This is a genomic window from Bisbaumannia salifodinae (genome assembly GCF_055388505.1).
The window spans coordinates 1,834,421-1,852,414 of sequence record NZ_AP043781.1 but is presented as its reverse complement, the minus strand read 5'-3'; the positions used below and the strand labels follow the sequence as shown (position 1 = coordinate 1,852,414).

General features: G+C 64.3%; 17 protein-coding genes. 8 read left to right on the top strand and 9 right to left on the bottom strand.

Annotated features, from left to right (window positions below):
• Nucleotides 1–59: 59 nt before the first annotated feature.
• From ACZ5EF_RS08355 to ACZ5EF_RS08335, 5 genes are all read right to left on the bottom strand, one after another.
• The gene (locus ACZ5EF_RS08355; protein WP_346060565.1) at nucleotides 60–452 is read right to left on the bottom strand and encodes a CoA-binding protein; all 393 of its coding nucleotides are present in this window, start codon (nucleotides 450–452) and stop codon (nucleotides 60–62) included.
• Between the two features lie 126 nt (nucleotides 453–578).
• Nucleotides 579–1,103: a hypothetical protein gene (locus tag ACZ5EF_RS08350; protein WP_346060566.1), complete on the bottom strand. Its 525-nt coding sequence runs from the start codon at nucleotides 1,101–1,103 to the stop codon at nucleotides 579–581.
• Between the two features lie 121 nt (nucleotides 1,104–1,224).
• Complete coding sequence (locus ACZ5EF_RS08345; protein WP_346060567.1) at nucleotides 1,225–1,755, bottom strand: hypothetical protein; 531 nt, start codon at nucleotides 1,753–1,755, stop codon at nucleotides 1,225–1,227.
• Between the two features lie 342 nt (nucleotides 1,756–2,097).
• Nucleotides 2,098–2,745, bottom strand: coding sequence for an anti-virulence regulator CigR family protein (locus ACZ5EF_RS08340; protein ID WP_346060568.1), 648 nt, complete (start codon nucleotides 2,743–2,745; stop codon nucleotides 2,098–2,100).
• A 251-nt stretch (nucleotides 2,746–2,996) separates the two neighbouring features.
• On the bottom strand, nucleotides 2,997–3,899 hold the full coding sequence (locus ACZ5EF_RS08335) for an Rpn family recombination-promoting nuclease/putative transposase (RefSeq protein ID WP_346060569.1): 903 nt from the start codon (nucleotides 3,897–3,899) through the stop codon (nucleotides 2,997–2,999).
• A gap of 202 nt (nucleotides 3,900–4,101) precedes the next feature.
• Between ACZ5EF_RS08335 and ACZ5EF_RS08330 the strand changes: the two genes are divergently transcribed.
• The gene (locus ACZ5EF_RS08330) at nucleotides 4,102–4,617 is read left to right on the top strand and encodes a cytochrome b (protein WP_346060570.1); all 516 of its coding nucleotides are present in this window, start codon (nucleotides 4,102–4,104) and stop codon (nucleotides 4,615–4,617) included.
• A 104-nt stretch (nucleotides 4,618–4,721) separates the two neighbouring features.
• Nucleotides 4,722–5,735, top strand: a complete 1,014-nt coding sequence (locus tag ACZ5EF_RS08325; protein WP_346060571.1) for a CNNM domain-containing protein — start codon at nucleotides 4,722–4,724, stop codon at nucleotides 5,733–5,735.
• Nucleotides 5,736–6,130: 395 nt separating this feature from the next.
• On the opposite strand, the gene ACZ5EF_RS08320 is transcribed toward ACZ5EF_RS08325, so the two are convergent.
• Nucleotides 6,131–7,132, bottom strand: coding sequence for a TPM domain-containing protein (locus ACZ5EF_RS08320; RefSeq protein WP_346060572.1), 1,002 nt, complete (start codon nucleotides 7,130–7,132; stop codon nucleotides 6,131–6,133).
• Nucleotides 7,132–7,740 (bottom strand): LemA family protein, encoded by a 609-nt coding sequence (locus tag ACZ5EF_RS08315; protein ID WP_346060573.1) that lies wholly within the window; start codon nucleotides 7,738–7,740, stop codon nucleotides 7,132–7,134. Before ACZ5EF_RS08315 ends, ACZ5EF_RS08320 begins: the two co-directional genes overlap by 1 nt.
• 177 nt (nucleotides 7,741–7,917) lie before the next feature.
• Here ACZ5EF_RS08315 and ACZ5EF_RS08310 point away from each other — a divergent pair, with 177 nt between their 5' ends.
• On the top strand, nucleotides 7,918–8,547 hold the full coding sequence (locus ACZ5EF_RS08310; protein ID WP_346060574.1) for a C39 family peptidase: 630 nt from the start codon (nucleotides 7,918–7,920) through the stop codon (nucleotides 8,545–8,547).
• A 193-nt stretch (nucleotides 8,548–8,740) separates the two neighbouring features.
• Nucleotides 8,741–10,453 carry a PglL family O-oligosaccharyltransferase gene (locus ACZ5EF_RS08305; RefSeq protein ID WP_346060575.1) on the top strand — a complete coding sequence of 571 codons (1,713 nt, stop codon included), beginning with the start codon at nucleotides 8,741–8,743 and terminating at the stop codon, nucleotides 10,451–10,453.
• A gap of 55 nt (nucleotides 10,454–10,508) precedes the next feature.
• On the opposite strand, the gene ACZ5EF_RS08300 is transcribed toward ACZ5EF_RS08305, so the two are convergent.
• Nucleotides 10,509–10,973, bottom strand: coding sequence for a pilin (locus ACZ5EF_RS08300; RefSeq protein WP_346060576.1), 465 nt, complete (start codon nucleotides 10,971–10,973; stop codon nucleotides 10,509–10,511).
• Between the two features lie 524 nt (nucleotides 10,974–11,497).
• Here ACZ5EF_RS08300 and pilB point away from each other — a divergent pair.
• The 3 genes from pilB to ACZ5EF_RS08285 all read left to right on the top strand — a co-directional run bounded on the left by pilB (nucleotide 11,498) and on the right by ACZ5EF_RS08285 (nucleotide 15,244).
• Entirely contained in the window at nucleotides 11,498–13,306 is a 1,809-nt protein-coding gene (pilB, locus tag ACZ5EF_RS08295; protein WP_346060577.1) for a type IV-A pilus assembly ATPase PilB, read from the top strand.
• A gap of 16 nt (nucleotides 13,307–13,322) precedes the next feature.
• Entirely contained in the window at nucleotides 13,323–14,567 is a 1,245-nt protein-coding gene (locus ACZ5EF_RS08290) for a type II secretion system F family protein (RefSeq protein WP_346060578.1), read from the top strand.
• Between the two features lie 236 nt (nucleotides 14,568–14,803).
• Complete coding sequence (locus ACZ5EF_RS08285) at nucleotides 14,804–15,244, top strand: REP-associated tyrosine transposase (protein ID WP_346060579.1); 441 nt, start codon at nucleotides 14,804–14,806, stop codon at nucleotides 15,242–15,244.
• 227 nt (nucleotides 15,245–15,471) lie between these two features.
• Here ACZ5EF_RS08285 and ACZ5EF_RS08280 read toward each other — a convergent pair whose 3' ends face one another.
• Nucleotides 15,472–17,118, bottom strand: coding sequence for a protein kinase domain-containing protein (locus tag ACZ5EF_RS08280; protein WP_346060676.1), 1,647 nt, complete (start codon nucleotides 17,116–17,118; stop codon nucleotides 15,472–15,474).
• Between the two features lie 273 nt (nucleotides 17,119–17,391).
• Here ACZ5EF_RS08280 and ppa point away from each other — a divergent pair, with 273 nt between their 5' ends.
• Entirely contained in the window at nucleotides 17,392–17,922 is a 531-nt protein-coding gene (ppa, locus tag ACZ5EF_RS08275; RefSeq protein WP_195859293.1) for an inorganic diphosphatase, read from the top strand.
• Nucleotides 17,923–17,994: the final 72 nt, after the last annotated feature.

Genomic DNA, 17,994 nt, shown 5'->3' with positions numbered 1-17,994 from the left:
CCGCCATGCCAACGCGGCCGCCGATGATTCGGCGGCCGCGTTGTTGTTCTGCCGGGTGCCTAGCCTTTCAATCGCCGCAGCTCGATCAGGGTACAGCGATCCTCCACATAGGCGAGCCCCGCCGCCTCGGCGATACGTCGTGCCTCAACGCTGACGATCCCCAGCTGCAGCCACAGGCAGCGCGCGCCGATGGCCACCGCCTGATGGGCGACCTCGGGGCAATGCTCGGAGCGGCGAAAGACATCCACCATATCCACCGGCTCGGGAAGATCGAGCAGGCTGGGATAGCAAGGCTCGCCCAGCACCTGCTCGTGCCGGGGATTCACCGGCAGGACGCGAAAGCCGCGTGCCTGGAGAAAGGCCGCCACCCGGTGGCTGGCCCGGGAGGGGTCGGCGGAGAGTCCCACCACGGCGATGGTATGGGTGTGCTGCCACAGCGTCGCGAAATCCATGTTCCCTACCCTAACGGCCCGTCTTGAATATTATCCGTCGCGGCTATCAGACTAGACGAACCTGGCCCTGGCCGCCCTGGGCTCCGAGCGCCCCCACCATCATCGCCGCCAAAACAGATGATGGCTTCAATAAGCATGCTGACCAGTGCAGAGGAACCAGTGTTCCTGCTCTAGTGGCTCGCAAAAGAAATACCCCATCTCTGGGCGAGTGTTATTCCTCTCTCTGACAGCATCAGATAAAGAGGGGACCACTTCCTCTTCGATCCCTCCACCTGAACTGTAGGTAAAGTACCAGAATGGATTGTAAGGGGTAAGAGGCCTATAGATTCTAAATGAGGCTCTATAGAAGCACCTTTCTCGACACCAGCGTAAAAATGTTGCCTTTTCAAAATCTACGTTAGCTTCTTCCAGGCTTGATATGATGGCTTCAGGAATTATTCCCTGTAGTGATACTGGCTCTACCTGTCCATTGCTTATCACGATCCGCTCTTCCGCACTCTGCAACATGATGTCGTGCATGGTTTCGACGACATCGCTCAGCCTAGGATCGAGGCGATAGGACATGGGAGCGAAGAGATAGTGTCGCCAGAGGAAAAAAGCGGCAATGATGGCCAGCGGGACCAGCACGATCTTGCGTCGATAGAGTGGCATTACCCGGTGCGCTCCCTGGCCCTCTGGCATTCATAGGGGGTATTGGCCCCCTAGCAGATCGGTACCAACCTTCTCAAGGCCGGCACCACCCACCATCGTCGCCGCCAAAATGGTAATGGCTTCAACTAGGAGGCAGGGCTGTACAGAGGTACCAATTCTCCTGCTCTTGCGGTTCACAAAAAGCATAGCCTAAGTTCGGGTCTAAATTACCACGATTTTCTAGTGCATCAGACAACGAGGGCACAATCGCTGCTTCTGGCTTTCCTCCTGAAATGTATACAAAATACCAATAAGGCCAATAACCAATCTCGAAAGGCCTATCAATACCAAATGCCGAACGAAACACGCATGACTCCCGACACCATCGTGAAAATACCGCCTTATCGATATCAATATCAGCGTTCTCTATATCCAGCATAACATCTTCAGGGACAATTCCCTGTAGTGATACTGGCTCTACCTTCCCATCGCTTATCACGATCCGATCTTCCGCACTCTGCAACATGATATCGTGCATGGTTTCGACGACATCGGTCAACCTAGGATCAAGACGATAGGACATGGTGGCGAAGAGATAGTGTCGCCAGAGGAAAAAAGCGGCAATAATGGCCAACGGGACCAGCACGATCTTGCATCGATAGAGTGGCATCACCCGGTGCGCTCCCTGGCTCTCTGGCAATCATGGGGAATCTAGGACCCCTAGCAGATCAGAAGCTTGGCCTGTTCCATGGCAGTGCGATCATCCTAATATACCGAGGCCGATCATAGGGCATATGTCAGCGGGCGGCCACATGGCCAGGTAACAGTCTTATCTGGCGTACGATGAATATCGGTGATGTCTTACAACACTCCGTACCCCGCGTTACCGCCCGCGAGATGGTACAGCGAGACCAGCGCCACGTGGGTGATTCCACCCCCACGCTGCGCTGGACGCCATGCCAAGAGATCGGGATAGTCTTGTATAGCGAATGCCGGTATTCATGACACCGGCAGGCTAGTCGATAAAGATATCCCGCAGTACTTCGTAGACGATATCGTTGGCGACCTCCACCAGCACCACATCCGCGCCCACCCGGCGCCACTCGTAGCCCTCATAGCGGGGCAGCTGACGATAAAGGCGGTCGTCGAAGCGGCGGGCGATGCCGGGAGGCAAGGGCTTGCCCCGCGCCAGGTTCATGCGGATCCCCGGCGGCAAGGACTCCACCCCACTGCGGGGCAAGAGGTCACGATTATCACGGAAGATCTCGCGAATCAGGCCCTCCTCGATGCGCGGCCCACTGCGGCGGTCCCACTCCTGCGGCGCCTCGCGTCCGTATTCCCGACGCCAATATTCCCGGTCACGGTCGCGACTGCTCCATTCATGGCGATCATCTGCTCGATGATCCCGCTCTCGGCTACGCCATTCCCGACTATCATCGCCGCGTTCCCAGCGATTGCGGTCCTGCTCACGCTGGCGGCTCCACTGCGGGTCGTCGCCCCGGCGGCGCTCGTCCGTCGCGGGGCCACCGCCCCGCTCCTCGACGAACTCCGGCGGGCCCCCGCGCCCCTGGCCGGGATCGGCGGGCTGAGCCAGGGCCGATCCCGCCGCCAGCAGCAGGCCGCCCAACCCCAACAGGGTGCAACAGGTCATGGTACGTTTCATGGCTCCTCCCAGGGTCGCCACACCGATGGCGACTCGCGCAAGAGACGGTGGGGCCGAAGGCCTCTGAGTTGACTATGGTTCAGGCCTCGGGCCTTGGCCAGGCGAGGGTCACCATTGCCATACTCTTGCCACCCGCTGTCGCAAATAAACGACAACGCAGGCACAGGGTAATGGACGGCGGCGTCGAGGAGGAAAGGGAACAGGGCCAGGTCAGCGATCTGACAGGGGGCTTGTTCTCGGTCAGCAGCCCCTCAGTGCCGGGTCTCGGCGCGCAGCTGCGCCACTTCCTCGACGGCCAGCCCGGCGATCTCGGCGATCATCGCATCGTCCATCTCGGTACGTGCGATCAGATTGCGGGCGGTCTCGAGACGGCCTTCCCGGAGCCCTTCCTGGCGGCCTTCCTGACGGCCCTCCTGGCGGCCTTCCTGACGGCCCTCCTGGCGTTCCTTCTTCGCCCAGTTCTGCAGATTCTCTGCCAGCATCTCTCTATCCTCTACCAGGCTGTTGAGCCGATTCAGATCGATATCGGCCCCAAGCCGATGCAAGTGACGCTTCAGCCAGCGGGTCACGATGGCGTCGATGCGCGCCTTATAAGGGTCGGCCTGAATAATGGCCACCACCCGATCCACGGCCTTTTGCAAGGCCTCTCGCTCGGCCGCATTCTCGATGCCGAACACGCCACTCAACGGCGTCTGACGCTCGGCCAGCTCCTCGTCAGTATATCGCCCCTCGTCGATCAGGTAATAGCGCAGGTGCGGCTGATAGACCCGCAGGAAGGCCGGCGGTTCCGGCCTGACCAGCTCATAAACATCCTGGGGCACCGACCAGCGCCGGGAACCGTTATAAAGCACGATGGGCAACACCGGCGGCAGGCCCTCGCCGAGGGTGAAGGCCTTGCTCTTGAGCAGATGATCGTAGAAGCAGGCCACGTAGTGCATCAAGCGAATCGGCATCGCCTGATCCACCATGGACTGGAACTCCAGCAGGATATACAGGTAGATCTGTTGCGCCACGCCCTGCCAGTGGACCTCAACCGACCACACCACATCCTCGAACCTCTCCTCGAACAGCGGCGTGATGTAGTTGCCGCTATGGTTCTGCAGGGTGGCGAAGTCCATCAGCCCGGCGATCTCGGGGCGGGGCGAAGCCCTCAATCAGTTGCTGCACGAACTCGGGGTGGCTGAACAGCTCCTTGTAACCCGTATCATGGTGGTTGGCCATGGCCACTCCTGCGCGCCTGTCTTGATGTTCGGAGTCTAGCATGCCCCCGTCCTGTCTCCCTCGATAGTCAGGAGCCATCGACGGCTTAGGCAGGATAGGATAAGAAGCGTTTTTTCGAACCACAGGAATGCCGATATGGAAATGACTCACGCCCGTTATGGACGACTCAGCCGTGCCCTGCACTGGGCCATGGCCGCCCTCTTCGCCTGGCAGTTCGCCTCGGTGGGCGCCCGCGTGCTGCTGCCCGACTCACCGCTGGACGAGTTTCTCTGGGCCACCCACAAACCGCTGGGCGCCCTACTGCTGATGCTGGGCCTGCTGCGCCTGGCCTGGGCGCTCTGGGAACACCCGCGCCGGCCCGCCGCCCTCAACGGCGCCGCCCGGCTCGGCCACCTGGCGCTCTATGCACTGATGCTGGCGATCCCCGCCCCCGCCCTGCTGCGCCAATTTGGCTCCGGTCGCGCCTTCTCACCCTTCGGCCTGCCGCTGATGCCGGGCTTCGACGGCGAGATCGAGTGGATGACCGCCCTAGGCAGCGCCCTCCACGGCCTCCTGGGCTGGGTCCTGCTGGTGTTACTGGTGGGGCATATCGCCATGGCCCTGCTGCATGGCCGCCTGGGCGGACAGCCGGTGCTCAAGCGCATGACCTGAGGCGCCCCCGGCCGGCTTGCCGTCTCCGGCGATTTCGGTAATCATCGCCCGTGCCGCCGGGGTCTCGTCTCCGGCGGCCCCCTCAGCAACCCACCCGAGGCCCCATGATCCTCCTGGCTGTCTTTGCCACCCTTTCCATCGGCGTGTCCTTCGTCTGCTCCCTGCTCGAGGCCGCGCTGCTCTCCATGACCCCCAGCTATATTGCCCAGTTGCGTGAGAACTACCCGGCGCTGCATGCCCGCCTCGTGCGGCTGAAACAGAATATCGACCAGCCCCTGGCGGCCATCCTCACCCTCAACACCATCGCCCATACGGTAGGCGCCACCGGCGTCGGCGCCCAGGTCGTAGTGGTGTTCGGCGAGGCCTGGCTGGGTATCGCCTCGGCGGTGATGACCCTGCTGATCCTGTTTCTCTCCGAGATCATCCCCAAGACGGTCGGCGCCACCTACTGGCGCCAGCTCGCCTCCCCCATGGCGCTGACCCTGATCGCCATGATCTGGAGCATGAAGCCCTTTATCTGGCTGTCGGAGCGGATCACCCGGCGCATCGGCAAGGACGCGCAGGACACCGATATGCGCGGCGAGATCAAGGCCCTGGCGCAGATCGGCCTGGAAGAGCAGGCCCTGGACGCCGACGAGGCCCGGGTCATCACCAATATCCTCAACCTGCACGATATCCAGGTGAAGAATGTGATGACGCCACGCACCGTCTCGCTCATCGTGCCACCGCAGATGAGCGTCGCCGAGTTCGACGAGAACCTCGGCCGCTCGCCCTTTACCCGCTTCCCGGTGATGGACGGCGGCGAGCAGGCGCTGGGCTATGTACACAAGGCCGACACCTACCACGCCTCGGAGGAGGCGCCGCTGAAGTCGCTGATGCACCCGGTCAAGACGGTGATGGTGGACGACAGCGTCGAGCAGGTCTTCACCATGATGGTACGCGACCGCCAGCACCTCACCGTGGTCTATGACGACCTGGGCACCTGGGTGGGCCTGATGACCCTGGAAGACGTGATCGAGACCATCCTCGGCCAGGATATCGTCGACGAGACCGATAACGTGGCCAACCTGCGCAAGTACGCCAAGCAGCGCTGGACCAAGGCGCTCAAGAAGGCCTGACGAGGCCGCCCTTGGGTGCCCGTCATGCTCGCCCTTCGGGCGAATCGCCGAAGCGTCGGACCGGCAGAATCTGCGCTTGTATGTTTGAAGGAGACCCAGAACGGGCAATAGTGAGAAGGCTTGGTTGGCCACTGGTGTTGTGGGAGTCCGGCTCCGCCGGACGATTGGGCGACGCAGTCGCCCCTGGTGACAGCCAAGGCCTTCCAGATCGCCCTGCGGGCGATATCGCGCGGCATAGCCGCGCTCCCACAGGAGGCTGGGTGACCAACCCCACAATAGGCTGGGCAACCACTGTTGCTGGGAGAAACACTGGGGTTGTGGTGGCCACTGGTATTGTGGGAGTTCGGGTTCCCCGGACGATTGGGCGACGAAGTCGCCCCTGGGCCATGCCAACCCTATCTGGGATAGCCATTGGCATCCAGGCGCAGGTCGTCGAAGGCGAAGGCATAGGCGCCCAGTTGGCCACGCTCCAGGCGCCAGCGATTGTTGCGGCCGAAGCGAATCGCCGCCTGCATCGCCACCAGGTCGAGGCGCCAGGCCTGCGCCTCGCGAACCAGGAAATAGGGCGGGCAGTCACCGCGACTCAGCGGGGCACGCAGCACCACCCGATCGCCGGAGCCGCGCCGCACTTCCACCGGGCAGTCCGCCAGGCTCCGCGCCATATTGTCCATCTGCGCCGGGGTCACCACCCAGGATGCCAGCATCTCCCGCGTCTCGCGGCTATAGATCGCCAGGTCCGGATTATCGTTGCGCTGCGCCATGGCCTGGCGATAGGCCGCCAGTACCGCCTCGGGAGAATCCGCCACCTCGCCGGCCAGGGGCGTGGTCCCGGGGCGCCGCGCCCCCTCCCCCAGCCTGGCCGGCAGGCGTGCCCCCGCCCCGCCGCTGCCCGCCAGTCCGAGTGACCCAAGCGGGTCGGCCCCCTCGGCTTGCGCCACCAGCAGCTCGGTGGAGGCCAGGATGCCGTCGGCCACGCGTCCGGCGGCGAAAAACTCGGTCATCTGCCGCGCTTCCAGGTAGGCGATAAAGGCATCGACGAACACCCCCTCCAGGCCATGCCCCACCTCCAGGCGCAGCTCGTTGGCGGCCACGTCCAGCACCAGCAGCAGGCCGCGCCCCGATTCGCCCCCCAGGGCCAGGCGCCGGAACTCGGTCGCCGCATAGCGATCCAGGTCGCCCAGGTCGCGGTCGATCACCACCCGATAATCGATCTCATGATCCTCGCGCAGCAGCCGGTGAGTCTCGACCAGCCGCCGCCGCTGCGCCTCGCTCAGCAGCCCGACGCGATCCTCCACCAGCGGCGGAGCCTGAGAAGCCCAGCGGGATTGCCAGACCCAGCCCAAAGCCGCCAGGGCAAGCAGCACGCCGATCAGCAGGGCGACAAGGCGCGCCCCCATTAGAACTCCACCACCAGGGGCTCGTGGGCCTCGGCCGGCGCCTCGAAGTAATCGCCGGGCTCGAGCCCCATGGCATCCGCCACCCAGCGCCCGAAGAAGCCATCCAGGCTGGCGTTATAGTCGCGTACGGCGGCGTTGTAACGCATGCGGGCCACATTGATGCGGTTGTCGCTGCCCTCGAGCTGCGCCTGGAAGCGCAGGAACTGATCCCCCGAGCGCAGCTCGGGATGCTCGCCGGCGCGGCTCATCAGGCGCCCCAGGTCGTGGGTCAAGGCCGCCTCCAGCCTGGCCAGGCGCGCCGGCTCGCCGCGGGCCTCGTTCAGGGCCTCGCGCAGCCCCCGGGCGCGCTCGTGCACCAGTTCCACCAGTGTCTCGCTTTCGTAGTCCATATGCGCCTGCAGGCTGCGTACCAGGTTCGGCACCAGTTCGGCGCGGCGCTGCAGGTTGCTCTCCACGTCGGCCCAGGCGGCGGCCACCGCTTCGCGGCGCTCCACTAGCTGGTTATGGACCAACCAGGGCACGGCGATCACCGCCGCCCCCAGCAACACGATGATCAGCAGGCGGATGGTGCCACCATCGACCTGCCCGCGTGACTTCGACGCCGCCATGGCCAAGCCTCCCTATGCGTGGCGTTCTCCTTGCACCAGCGTAGCCGAATACGCCGGGCATAGGGGCCGTGTCGGCGCATCCCACGACGCCGGTCACTCGAGGCATCCCTCCGCCACGACAAGGAAACGGCAAGAGCGACTACGCTGATAACGACTCGTTACTCCAAGGAGGGAATCATGCGTCTTGCCAGCCTGCTCGTCGTCCTGCTGCTGACCTGCCTGCCGGTCGGCCCATCCCTGGCGCAATATGCGCCCACGCCGCCACCCAGCACCTATGTCGGCATCCCCTCCGTCAACTTCCTCCCTGCCGAACAAGTAAGCTCCAACTGGTGCTGGGCCGCCTCCATCCAGATGGTCATGAACCACTATGGCGTCGCCCTCTCCCAGGAGCAGATCGTCGCCAGGACCTACGGCGTCGATCCGTACGGCAACCTTCCCAACTGGACGGCACATATCCCACAGATCCACGCCAACCTGAATCATTACGGCCAGGACAGCGACGGGCGGCCCTATCGGGTAACCGCCAGGATGGGCCAAGGCGCGCCCGTCCCCGCCGTGCTGCTGGACGAGTTGAACCGGGGGCATCCGGTTATCGTCGGCTATCGAAGCGGGCCCAACAGCGCCCATGCCATCGTGATCACCGCGGCGCGCTACACCATGACGCCTCGGGGTCCCATGATCCTGACCCTGGTGGGCCGCGACCCCTGGCCATCCCCGCAGAACCGGGCCACCCGGGGGCGGGTGGAGATTCCCGGAGACATGTTGGCCCAAGCGATCATGGCGCATTGGTATATCCGAGTCGATTGACCCCATTGATTTTGTGGGAGTTTGCGGTTCGGCGCTCCGACTCTGCCGAACGATTGGGCGACGAAGTCGCTCTGGGGCTGGAGGGTCTATCCCCGATTAACCGTCCGATTAACCCGCCTGGCTTTACTTCCACGCTGGGGGCGCCGAAGCTAGTCACTTACATAGTGATAACAAAGCCGCCGCAGGGGATGCCATGACCGCCACGAGTTCTCCCAACCCACGCCTGACGGCCGGCGTTATCGCCACCGCCATCGTCACCTTTACCCTGCTGCTGCATGTCACCTTTCCCAATATGGGCGGGGCGGGCCTGCAGATGCCCTTCAATGCCACGGTGTGGATGGGCTTCGCCCTGCTGATGGCACTGGCCATGTGGCCCGCCACCCGGGGCGTGATTCGCTACAGTCAGTTCCACCTGGGGGTGGGCCTGCTGCTATTAGCACTATGGCTGCCCTTCGCCTGGAGCTGGAACCCGGCCTCGATGATCGCCTTTCCGCGCCTGCTGGGGGCCACGGCAGGGGCCATCCTGCTGCTGGGTTTGGCCCAACTAAGGCTCACGCGCCGCGACTGGTGGTGGCTGGGCCTGGCGATCCTGCTCGGCGCCCTGGTGGCCAGCGTCTTCGGTTATGCGCAGCGCTACTGGCTGGTCGAGGGTAACTGGATGGGCTACGACCCGGCCTATGGTCGCCCCTATGGCATCTTCCAGCAGGTCAATGTGATGAGCAGCTTCCTTGTCACCGCCCTGGTGGTCTCCGCCTGGCTATATGGCGAGGCTAGCCGCCGCTGGGAGAAAGGCGTGATCCTGCTGGCGCCGCTGGTCATGCCGGCGCTGGTATTGATGACTCAGTCGCGCACCGGCTGGCTGGCGGCGCTGATCGCCCTGCCCCTGGTAATGGCCCATCTCCATGGCCAGGATCGCCGCCGATTCGCCCAGTGGGCCGGCGCCCTGGGACTCGGCACCGCCCTGGGGCTGCTGCTCTGGTCGGACGTTCGCATCGAGCGGGATATGGCCAGCGCCGGTGAGCGGCTGCCGGTCTATCTGCATAGCTTGAAGATGATTCTCGAGGAGCCGCTCACCGGCTGGGGCTATGGGCGCTTCCAGCATGACTTCCTGCATAGCTTCGCCGACTGGCGGGCCGCCCTGCCGATCAACCAGCCGGTGATCGTCGAGCCATTTATCACCCAAAACTATAGCCACCCGCATAACGAGCTGCTGCTCTGGGGCGTGGAGGGGGGATTGCTGCCGATGGTTTCGATCCTCGCCTTCGGTGGCTGGGTGTTCTGGCGGATACTCGCCCATGGGCCCAGGGGCGAACGGCTACTCTACTGCGCCCTGCTGCTGCCGCTGGCCCTGCATGCCATGACCGAATACCCCTTCTACCACTCCATCGCCCACTGGCTGGCCTTTCTGCTGCTGCTGGGACTCGTGGCGGAGCAGTGCTGGCCGAGCCGGGAAAGGGCCAATCGCTATACCTTCGGGATTCGGGTGGGGGGCTGGCTGGCGGTGCCGGTGCTTTGGATCTTTATGGCGACCCATCTGCAGACGCTATGGCAGGTCAAGATCCATCTGGAGACCCAGGGTCGCAACCCCGTCGCCTTGGGCCAGGCCATCAACCCCCTGGGCATTCCCCATGATCTCGAGTACCTATCCATGAGCCAACAGCTCGAGGCCTCGGCTAACCTGGGGATTATCGGCGTTATCGAGGACTACCTGATCTGGGCCGAAGGGTATGCCAGCACCCGCCCCACCCCCAGCCTCTATGCCAATATGCTGGAAAGCGAGGCCCTGCTCGGTGCCAATGGCAACCTGATTACCCAGGATGTAGCCCACCTCTATCCGGCCTTTGGCGAAATCGAGACGGCACTGGAGCATATCGCTACCCACCCGGAGATTCTCCCTATCAAATAATTAAAAAAGGCCGGCATATCGCCGGCCTTATTAAATACACCCCACTATATAGACATTAACGACACTCTGATGGCAAATAACGACTAACAAGACTTGAGGAGCACGCCCATTCTACCGAGCCGTCGCTTGCGGTAGGTGCGAGAGTCACTGTCTCGCCAGTTAAGTTAGCATCATTCGTGTATGCAATGGTAATCGTCCCAGCACTAGCACCACCGTCTGTTCCGACCGACACACTAAGCACATAAGTGCCTGTAATATTTGTATTAGTGGGAAGACCAGCCGAAGCATTCGTAGTGGGAAAGCTCCCTGTTGAGGAGAAGGTTTCTGCAACCGCCGTACGTGCCGCCTGGGCCAAATTCAAGCCTTCGGAGACCTTGGAGCGGGTGACATAGTCCTGATACCTCGGAATCGCCAATGCCGCCAAGATCCCGATAATCGCCACCACGATCATTAGCTCGATCAGGGTAAAGCCGCCCTGACCGGTCTTTACATATTTCCTGATGCCCTGTTGTGTCTTCATCACGATCACCCCTCTGTTGTTTCGCGAGGCGAACCCTTGCCCTTGTTTCGTCTCACGCCACCGACTACCTCACTTGCCACTCCCTACTTCAGTTTTTCGGCCGGTTCCCTGCCGACCCGACGCTTCCCTCGCCGGTCGCCTCGGGCCACGCCTGGCAGTCTAGCCAGCCCCTGCGGGTCGGGATGGGGCCCCTTTCAACGCTCGAGCCGGATGGCCCGGGTGAGTAGAGCACCCGCCCTCGTTGCACAAACTTACAATAGATTACACAATCAACCAACGCAAGGTGATCTTGCGGGTCACGACAGGGTGTCAGGGCGGCTCGGCTCGGTGGACAAGCGGCCTTAGCGCGCGTCTCAACGCCGCCCTCAACGGCCGGAAGCCGCTAGACTGACCTAGGCTAGAGTGTGTTAGGGAGTGTTAAGGGGGCTGGTGGTGCTAGCTGGGTCGGGGGCGACTGCGTCGCCCAATCGCCAGCTAAAGCCAGCTCCTACGGGATAGGTGGGGCATCGGATCGAGGAGCCGTTATGCATGATTCGCATCCGCCGTCGGTGGATTATCACAGCCTGATCGCCCAGAGCACGGCCACGGGGCCGGTGGGCGGGGGGGGCGGCGCCACCCTGGTGGCGTCCGACCTGCGCGGCCTGGCCCGGCGCCTGGTGCTGGACGGCCTGCTCTCGGAGGCGGCGGCGCGCCGCGCCGAGCAGGAGGCCCAGGAGGAGGACGTGTCGCTGATGGCCCATGTGATCGAGAACGGCCTGGTGACGCCGCGCCAGGCGGCCCTGGCGGCGGCCTGGGAGTATGGGCTGTCGCTGATCGACCTGGACGCGGTGCGTCCCGACAGCCTGCCCCCGACGGAGAGCATGCCGGAGAAGATGCTGCGCAAGCTCTCGGTGATGCCGCTGCTGCGCCACGACCACCGCCTGACGGTGGCGGTGCCCTACCCCGCCACCCTGGCCCAGCTCGACGAGCTGCAGTTCGCCACCGGGCTCAATGTGGAAGGGGTGCTGGCGCCGATGGACCAGTTGGGGCCGGCGCTGGAGAACTACCTCTCCCATGCCGACAGCCAGGAGATGATGAAGGGCCTGGAGGGCGCCGACCAGGCGCTGGACAACCTGGACTACGAGGAGTACGACCCGGAGAAGGAGTCCACCGCAGTCACCGCCGGCAGCGAGGATGCCCCGGTGGTGCGCTTCGTCAACAAGATATTGCTCGATGCCATTCGCCGCGGCGCCTCGGATATCCATTTCGAGCCCTACGAGACCCTCTACCGCATTCGCCTGCGTATCGACGGCATCCTGCTGGAGGCGGCGCGCCCGCCCTTCAATATGCGCCAGCGCATTGCCGCCCGCCTCAAGGTAATGTCGAAGCTGGATATCTCCGAGCGGCGCCTGCCCCAGGACGGCGCCATCAAGATGCGCCTGTCGCGCAACCGCTCCATCGACTTCCGGGTCAGCACCCTGCCCACCGTCTATGGCGAGAAGATCGTGCTGCGGATCCTCGATCCGACGTCGGCGCAGATGGGCATCGACGCCCTGGGCTTTACCCCGGCGCAGCGCGAGATGTACGAGCGGGTCCTGGACGAGCCCCAGGGGATGATCCTGGTCACCGGCCCCACCGGCAGCGGCAAGACGGTGACCCTGTATACCGGCATCAATCTCCTCAACACCCTGGAGCGCAATATCTCCACCGCCGAGGACCCGGTGGAGCTCAAGGTGCCGGGGGTCAACCAGGTCAATGTGCTGCCCAAGATCGGCCTGGACTTCGCCAGCGCCCTGCGCGCCTTCCTGCGCCAGGACCCGGACGTGGTGATGGTCGGCGAGATCCGCGACCTGGAGACCGCCGAGATCTCCGTCAAGGCGGCCCAGACCGGCCACCTGGTGCTCTCCACGGTGCATACCAACTCGGCGTCGGAGACCCTGACCCGGCTGGCCAATATGGGCGTGGCACCCTTCAATATCGCCAGCTCCGTCAGCCTGATCATCGCCCAGCGGCTGACCCGCAAGCTGTGCCCGCGCTGCAAGCAGCCGGCGGAGATCCCCCGTGAGGCGCTGCTGGCCGAGGGTTTCACCGAGGAGGAGGTCGACTCGGCCACCATCTATCACCCGGTGGGCTGCCGCCACTGCACCCAGGGCTACAAGGGCCGCGAGGGGATCTACGAGGTGGTACCGGTCTCCGAAGCGATCAGCCAGCTGATCATGCGCCAGGGCAACGCCATGGAGCTGGCCGACCAGGCGCGTAGTGAGGGCCACCCCGACCTGCGCCGCAGCGGCCTGCTCAAGGTGATGCAGGGCATCACCAGCCTGGAAGAGGTCAACCGGGTAACCAAGGACTAAACGGGAGGGGCCGACGATGGCGACCATGACACGCCGAGCCAAGGCGCAGCAGGCCAGGCAGCAGGCGAAGCTCTACCAGTGGCAGTGGAGCGGCAAGGCCCCCAGCGGGCGCAAGGTGAAGGGCCGCCTGATCGCCCCCAACCGCGCCGAGGTGGAGAAGACCCTGAGCGGCCAGAACATCATCGTGCGCAATATCCGCCGCAAGGGCGGCGTGGGCGGCATGGGGCGCATCAAGCCCCGGGACGTCATGCTCTTCGCCCGCCAGATGGCCACCATGATCCGCGCCGGGGTGCCCATGCTCCAAGCCCTGTCGGTGGTGGCCGAGAGCCTCAAGAAGCCCGCCATGAGCGCCCTGGTGCAGCAGTTGATGAGCGACGTGACCGCCGGCACCAACCTCTCGGCGGCGATGCGCAAGCACCCCAACCACTTCGATTTGCTGTTCGTCAACCTGGTGGAGGCCGGTGAGCACTCCGGCTCGCTGGATCATATGCTCGACCGGGTGGCGGCCTACAAGGAGAAGCTGGAGACTCTCAAGGGGCGGGTGAAGAAGGCGCTGTGGTACCCGGCGGCGGTGATCGCCGTGGGCATCGGCGTCACCGCCCTGCTGCTGATCATGGTGGTGCCCCAGTTCGAGTCGCTGTTCCACGGCTTCGGCGCGGAGCTGCCGGCCATGACCCGCATGACCATCCGCTTCTCGGAGTTCGCCCAGGCCTATTGGCTATGGGGCCTGGGCGGCTTTATCGCCTTCGTCTTCGTGATCCGCCAGGGCATCAAGCGATCGGAGGCCTTCGCCTACCGCATGCATGCCTGGTCGCTGAAGATTCCGGTGATCGGCGATATCCTCGACAAGTCGGCGGTGGCGCGCTATTCGCGGACCCTGGCCACCACCTATGGCGCCGGGGTGCCCATGGTGGAGTCGCTGGACGTGACTGCCGGGGCCACCGGCAACAAGGTCTACGAGCGGGCGGTGCGCCAGGTACGCGAGGACGTGGCCACCGGCCAGCAGTTGCACTTCGCCATGCGCCTCACCGAGCAGTTCCCACCGCTGGCGGTGCAGATGGTCGGCATCGGCGAGGAATCCGGCGCGCTGGACGCCATGCTCAACCGGGTGGCGGATTACTACGAGGAAGAGGTGGACAACATGGTGGACACCCTCACCTCCCTGCTGGAGCCCTTTATCATCGTGGTGCTGGGGGTGCTGGTAGGCGGCCTGGTGATCTCCATGTACCTGCCCATCTTCGAGCTGGGGAGTGTGATCTAGGCTGGCGGGAGCCTTGGTAGCCACTGGTGTTGTGGGAGTCAGGCTCTCCGGCGGTCCTACGCTTCGGCGATTGGCGCCGCCAGGCGCCCTTGGGTGCCAGCCAGGATCGCCCTGCGGGCGATATCGCTCGGCACAGCCGAGCTCCCACAATAGGTTGGGTGGTCACTGGTGTTGTGGGAGTCCGGATTCCGGACGATGGCGACGAAGTCGCCGTTGTTAATAAAGCAGGAGGCGCCATGGATCGGTACCTGCCCCATAGCCATTCCCTCCGCAAGGGCCGCCACTCTCTTCCCGGCCAATGGTATCTGGTGACCTTTGCCACCCAGGAGCGCCGGCCGGTATTCCTCAACCCTCCTGCTGCCCACCTGGCCTGCCAATCCTTCTATGCCGAGAGCGTCAGCCATGAGGCCAGCACGTTGAGCTTCGTGGTGATGCCTGACCATGTTCACTGGCTACTGCGCCTCGACGGCCAGCTATCCGAGGCGGTACGAATCTACAAGGCCAGGGTCTCCGCCGGGCTGGGGCAGAAGATCTGGCAACCCGGCTTTCATGACCGGGCGCTGCGCCGTGAAGAAGATCTCAAGCCTACCGCTCGCTACCTGGTGGCTAACCCCATCCGTGCGGGCCTGGTCGAGCATATCGGTGACTATCCATATTGGGATGCCATCTGGCTTTAAACTGTGCCAGTTGGGGTAGCCACTGGTGTTGGGAGAGACTCTGGGGTTGTGGTGAACACTGGGGTTGTAGGGGTTCGGCTCTGCCGGACGATTGGAGGCCGAAGGACTCCCAAGCGACAAGCGCCAAGGTAAATCGCACTGCTGGGGCGCCTTCGGCGCCATTCGCTCGGGGAACCCGAGCTCCCACAACATCAGTGGCAATCCCCGCCCCAGGGCCATTCCCGTCATCACCTCAATAGCCAGGAGAGCACCAGCAGCAGCAGCAGGATGCCGGCGACGCCTTGCCAGAATCGGGCGGGCTCGCCGAGCAGGCCGCCGTCCTCGCCATCGTCGCCGTCGCGGCGGGGTTCGCGCAGCATCACCAGGAATTCGGAGAGGCGCCGGTAGCGCAGGGCACGCTGGGGGTCCAGGGCCCGGCGCAGGGCGTCGTCGAGGGCCGGGTCCACCTCGGGGTTGGCGGTGCGGGCGCTGCGGTAGCTGAGCTTCTCCAGGTCGGTGTGGCTGCGCAGCTGATTGGGGGCCAGGGCATAGGGCAGGCCGCCGGTGAGCAGCCAGTAGATGGTCGAGGCCAGGGCGTACTGGTCGCTGCGCCGGCCGACGTCGGTATCCAGGGCGTATTCCGGGGCGCTGTGCTCGGAGAGCCCCACCTGGCGGGCCAGTTCCCGGGAGTTGCGGTGGCCGTCGCCCTCGCGCAGGCGGCAGGCGCTGAAGTCGGCCAGCACCACCTGGCCATGGGCATCGATCAGGATATTGTCCGGGTGAATGCGCTGGTGCAGCAGGTCGCGGTGGTGCAGGGCCTGCACCGCCTTGCCCAGCTGACGGGCGATATCCAGGCGCTGGGAGAGGCTGGCCTGGGGGTGGCGGCGGGCCCAGTCGGTGAGGGTCTCGCCGTTGACCAGGGCCATCAGGTAGTAGAGATGGCGCCGCGGCCGCGAGGGCTCCACCACCCGGGCCACGAAGGGCGACTTGACCCGCTCCACCACCCATTGCTGGAGTAGGAAGTGCTCCAGGTAGGCGTTGCGGCTGGAGAGCTCGGGACTGGGCGCCTTGAGCACCATCTGGCGCTGGCTGGCCAGGTCGCGGACCCGGTAGACCCGCGACTGGGCGGTGCGCGACAGCACCGCCTCGACTTCCAAGCCATCGAGGCGATCCCCCGGCGCGAGCTCCGGCGGCACCGGCAGGTCGCCATAGACCTTGCCGGGATGGTCCTCGGTGGCCTCGGGCAGGGCATCGATGCGCACCAGTTGGAAACAGAACTGGTCACCGCCGTAGCCGCGCTCCTGGGCGCGCTCGCTGGCGGCCTGGGCCAGGCGCTCGCAGGCGGCGTCCAGGTCGCTGACATCGGCACGGATCAGGCGCACATAGTCCGAGGGCATCAGGGTGCCGCGCACCGCCTGGGTGGTGAAGAGGAAGATATCGCCCTGCTTGAGGGGCACCTGCAGGTAGTCGATCTCGATGCTGGGGTCCATGCCCAGCGCCCGAGAGGCGTAGCGGTAGCCGCCCAGGTCGGTGATATGGTCCCGGGAGAGCTGTTCGAACTCGGCGCCGCGCAGCAGGAACACCAGGGTATCGCCCATATGGAAGAGGTGCGCCTCGCGGCCATGGTAGACCATCGCCGAGAGCGCGGAGACATAGCTGCCATCCTTGACGTGCTGACTCTGGGCATAGCACCAGGCATTCAGCGAGCGCAGCACGCGAATGGTGGAGTACTTGACGCCCCAGTGATCCGGGGTGGAGAAGTAGTCGGCCACCAGGCCACGCACGCTGAGGTCCCCCGCCTGCTTGGCGATGGCATTGCGGGAGCTGGAATCGCTGATCACCGCCAGCGCCCCCTTGGCCTCCAACAGGCCGGCATCGGGCACGCGCAACGACATGGAGCTGCGGTGACGCCGCCGCTCCGGCGCCACGAAGGCCTGTCCCACGCTCAGCGATAATTGACGATCCAAGGGGCTCTCCTTATTCACCTCGATGCGGCACCCTGCCCCACGCCGGGCAGGCGGCCCCATGATACACGTTTGATCCGCCTGTCGGCCTGTCAACCAAAGGGGTAGGCCCTGCCATCGTCGGATTGGTAATCGCCGCCGTGGCTTCGTATAATTCGGCGGTTTTCTCTGGCCCCTTCAATCCGCCCACGCAAGGATTCGAGAATGAGCTTCAGCAAGATCCCCGCCGGCAAGGAACTTCCCAACGACGTCTATGTGGCCATCGAGATTCCGGCCCAGCATGCGCCGATCAAGTACGAGATCGACAAGGACCTGGACGCCCTGGTCGTGGATCGCTTCATGGCCACGCCGATGTTCTACCCGGCCAACTACGGCTATATCCCCAACACCCTGGCCGATGACGGCGACCCCCTGGACGCCCTGGTGGTCACCCCGCATCCGGTGCAGCCGGGCAGCGTGATTCGTGCGCGTCCCGTCGGCATCCTCAACATGACCGACGAGGCCGGCGAAGACGCCAAGCTGGTCTGCGTACCCCACGGCAAGCTGACCACCCTGTATGACGACGTCCAGGAAGTGACCGACCTGCCGGAGCTGCTGCGCCAGCAGATCGCCCACTTCTTCGAGAACTACAAGGATCTCGAGAAGGGCAAGTGGGTGAAGGTGGAATCCTGGGAAGGCGCCGACGCCGCCCGCAAGGCCATCGAGAAGGCCGCCGCCGCCCACGAGAAGGCGTAAGGCGCCCTTGGTGGCACCAGGATCGCCCTTCGGGCGATATCGCTCGGCACAACCGAGCTCCCACAGTAGGTT

What these genes read in the sequence shown, in the direction of transcription:
- ACZ5EF_RS08355 (WP_346060565.1), bottom strand. Translation starts at nt 452, where the DNA reads ATGGATTTCGCGACGCTGTGGCAGCACACCCATACCATCGCCGTGGTG.
- ACZ5EF_RS08350 (WP_346060566.1), bottom strand. Translation starts at nt 1,103, where the DNA reads ATGCCACTCTATCGACGCAAGATCGTGCTGGTCCCGCTGGCCATCATT.
- ACZ5EF_RS08340 (WP_346060568.1), bottom strand. Translation starts at nt 2,745, where the DNA reads ATGAAACGTACCATGACCTGTTGCACCCTGTTGGGGTTGGGCGGCCTG.
- ACZ5EF_RS08330 (WP_346060570.1), top strand. Translation starts at nt 4,102, where the DNA reads ATGGAAATGACTCACGCCCGTTATGGACGACTCAGCCGTGCCCTGCAC.
- ACZ5EF_RS08325 (WP_346060571.1), top strand. Translation starts at nt 4,722, where the DNA reads ATGATCCTCCTGGCTGTCTTTGCCACCCTTTCCATCGGCGTGTCCTTC.
- ACZ5EF_RS08320 (WP_346060572.1), bottom strand. Translation starts at nt 7,132, where the DNA reads ATGGGGGCGCGCCTTGTCGCCCTGCTGATCGGCGTGCTGCTTGCCCTG.
- ACZ5EF_RS08315 (WP_346060573.1), bottom strand. Translation starts at nt 7,740, where the DNA reads ATGGCGGCGTCGAAGTCACGCGGGCAGGTCGATGGTGGCACCATCCGC.
- ACZ5EF_RS08310 (WP_346060574.1), top strand. Translation starts at nt 7,918, where the DNA reads ATGCGTCTTGCCAGCCTGCTCGTCGTCCTGCTGCTGACCTGCCTGCCG.
- ACZ5EF_RS08305 (WP_346060575.1), top strand. Translation starts at nt 8,741, where the DNA reads ATGACCGCCACGAGTTCTCCCAACCCACGCCTGACGGCCGGCGTTATC.
- ACZ5EF_RS08300 (WP_346060576.1), bottom strand. Translation starts at nt 10,973, where the DNA reads ATGAAGACACAACAGGGCATCAGGAAATATGTAAAGACCGGTCAGGGC.
- pilB (WP_346060577.1), top strand. Translation starts at nt 11,498, where the DNA reads ATGCATGATTCGCATCCGCCGTCGGTGGATTATCACAGCCTGATCGCC.
- ACZ5EF_RS08290 (WP_346060578.1), top strand. Translation starts at nt 13,323, where the DNA reads ATGGCGACCATGACACGCCGAGCCAAGGCGCAGCAGGCCAGGCAGCAG.
- ACZ5EF_RS08285 (WP_346060579.1), top strand. Translation starts at nt 14,804, where the DNA reads ATGGATCGGTACCTGCCCCATAGCCATTCCCTCCGCAAGGGCCGCCAC.
- ACZ5EF_RS08280 (WP_346060676.1), bottom strand. Translation starts at nt 17,118, where the DNA reads ATGTCGTTGCGCGTGCCCGATGCCGGCCTGTTGGAGGCCAAGGGGGCG.
- ppa (WP_195859293.1), top strand. Translation starts at nt 17,392, where the DNA reads ATGAGCTTCAGCAAGATCCCCGCCGGCAAGGAACTTCCCAACGACGTC.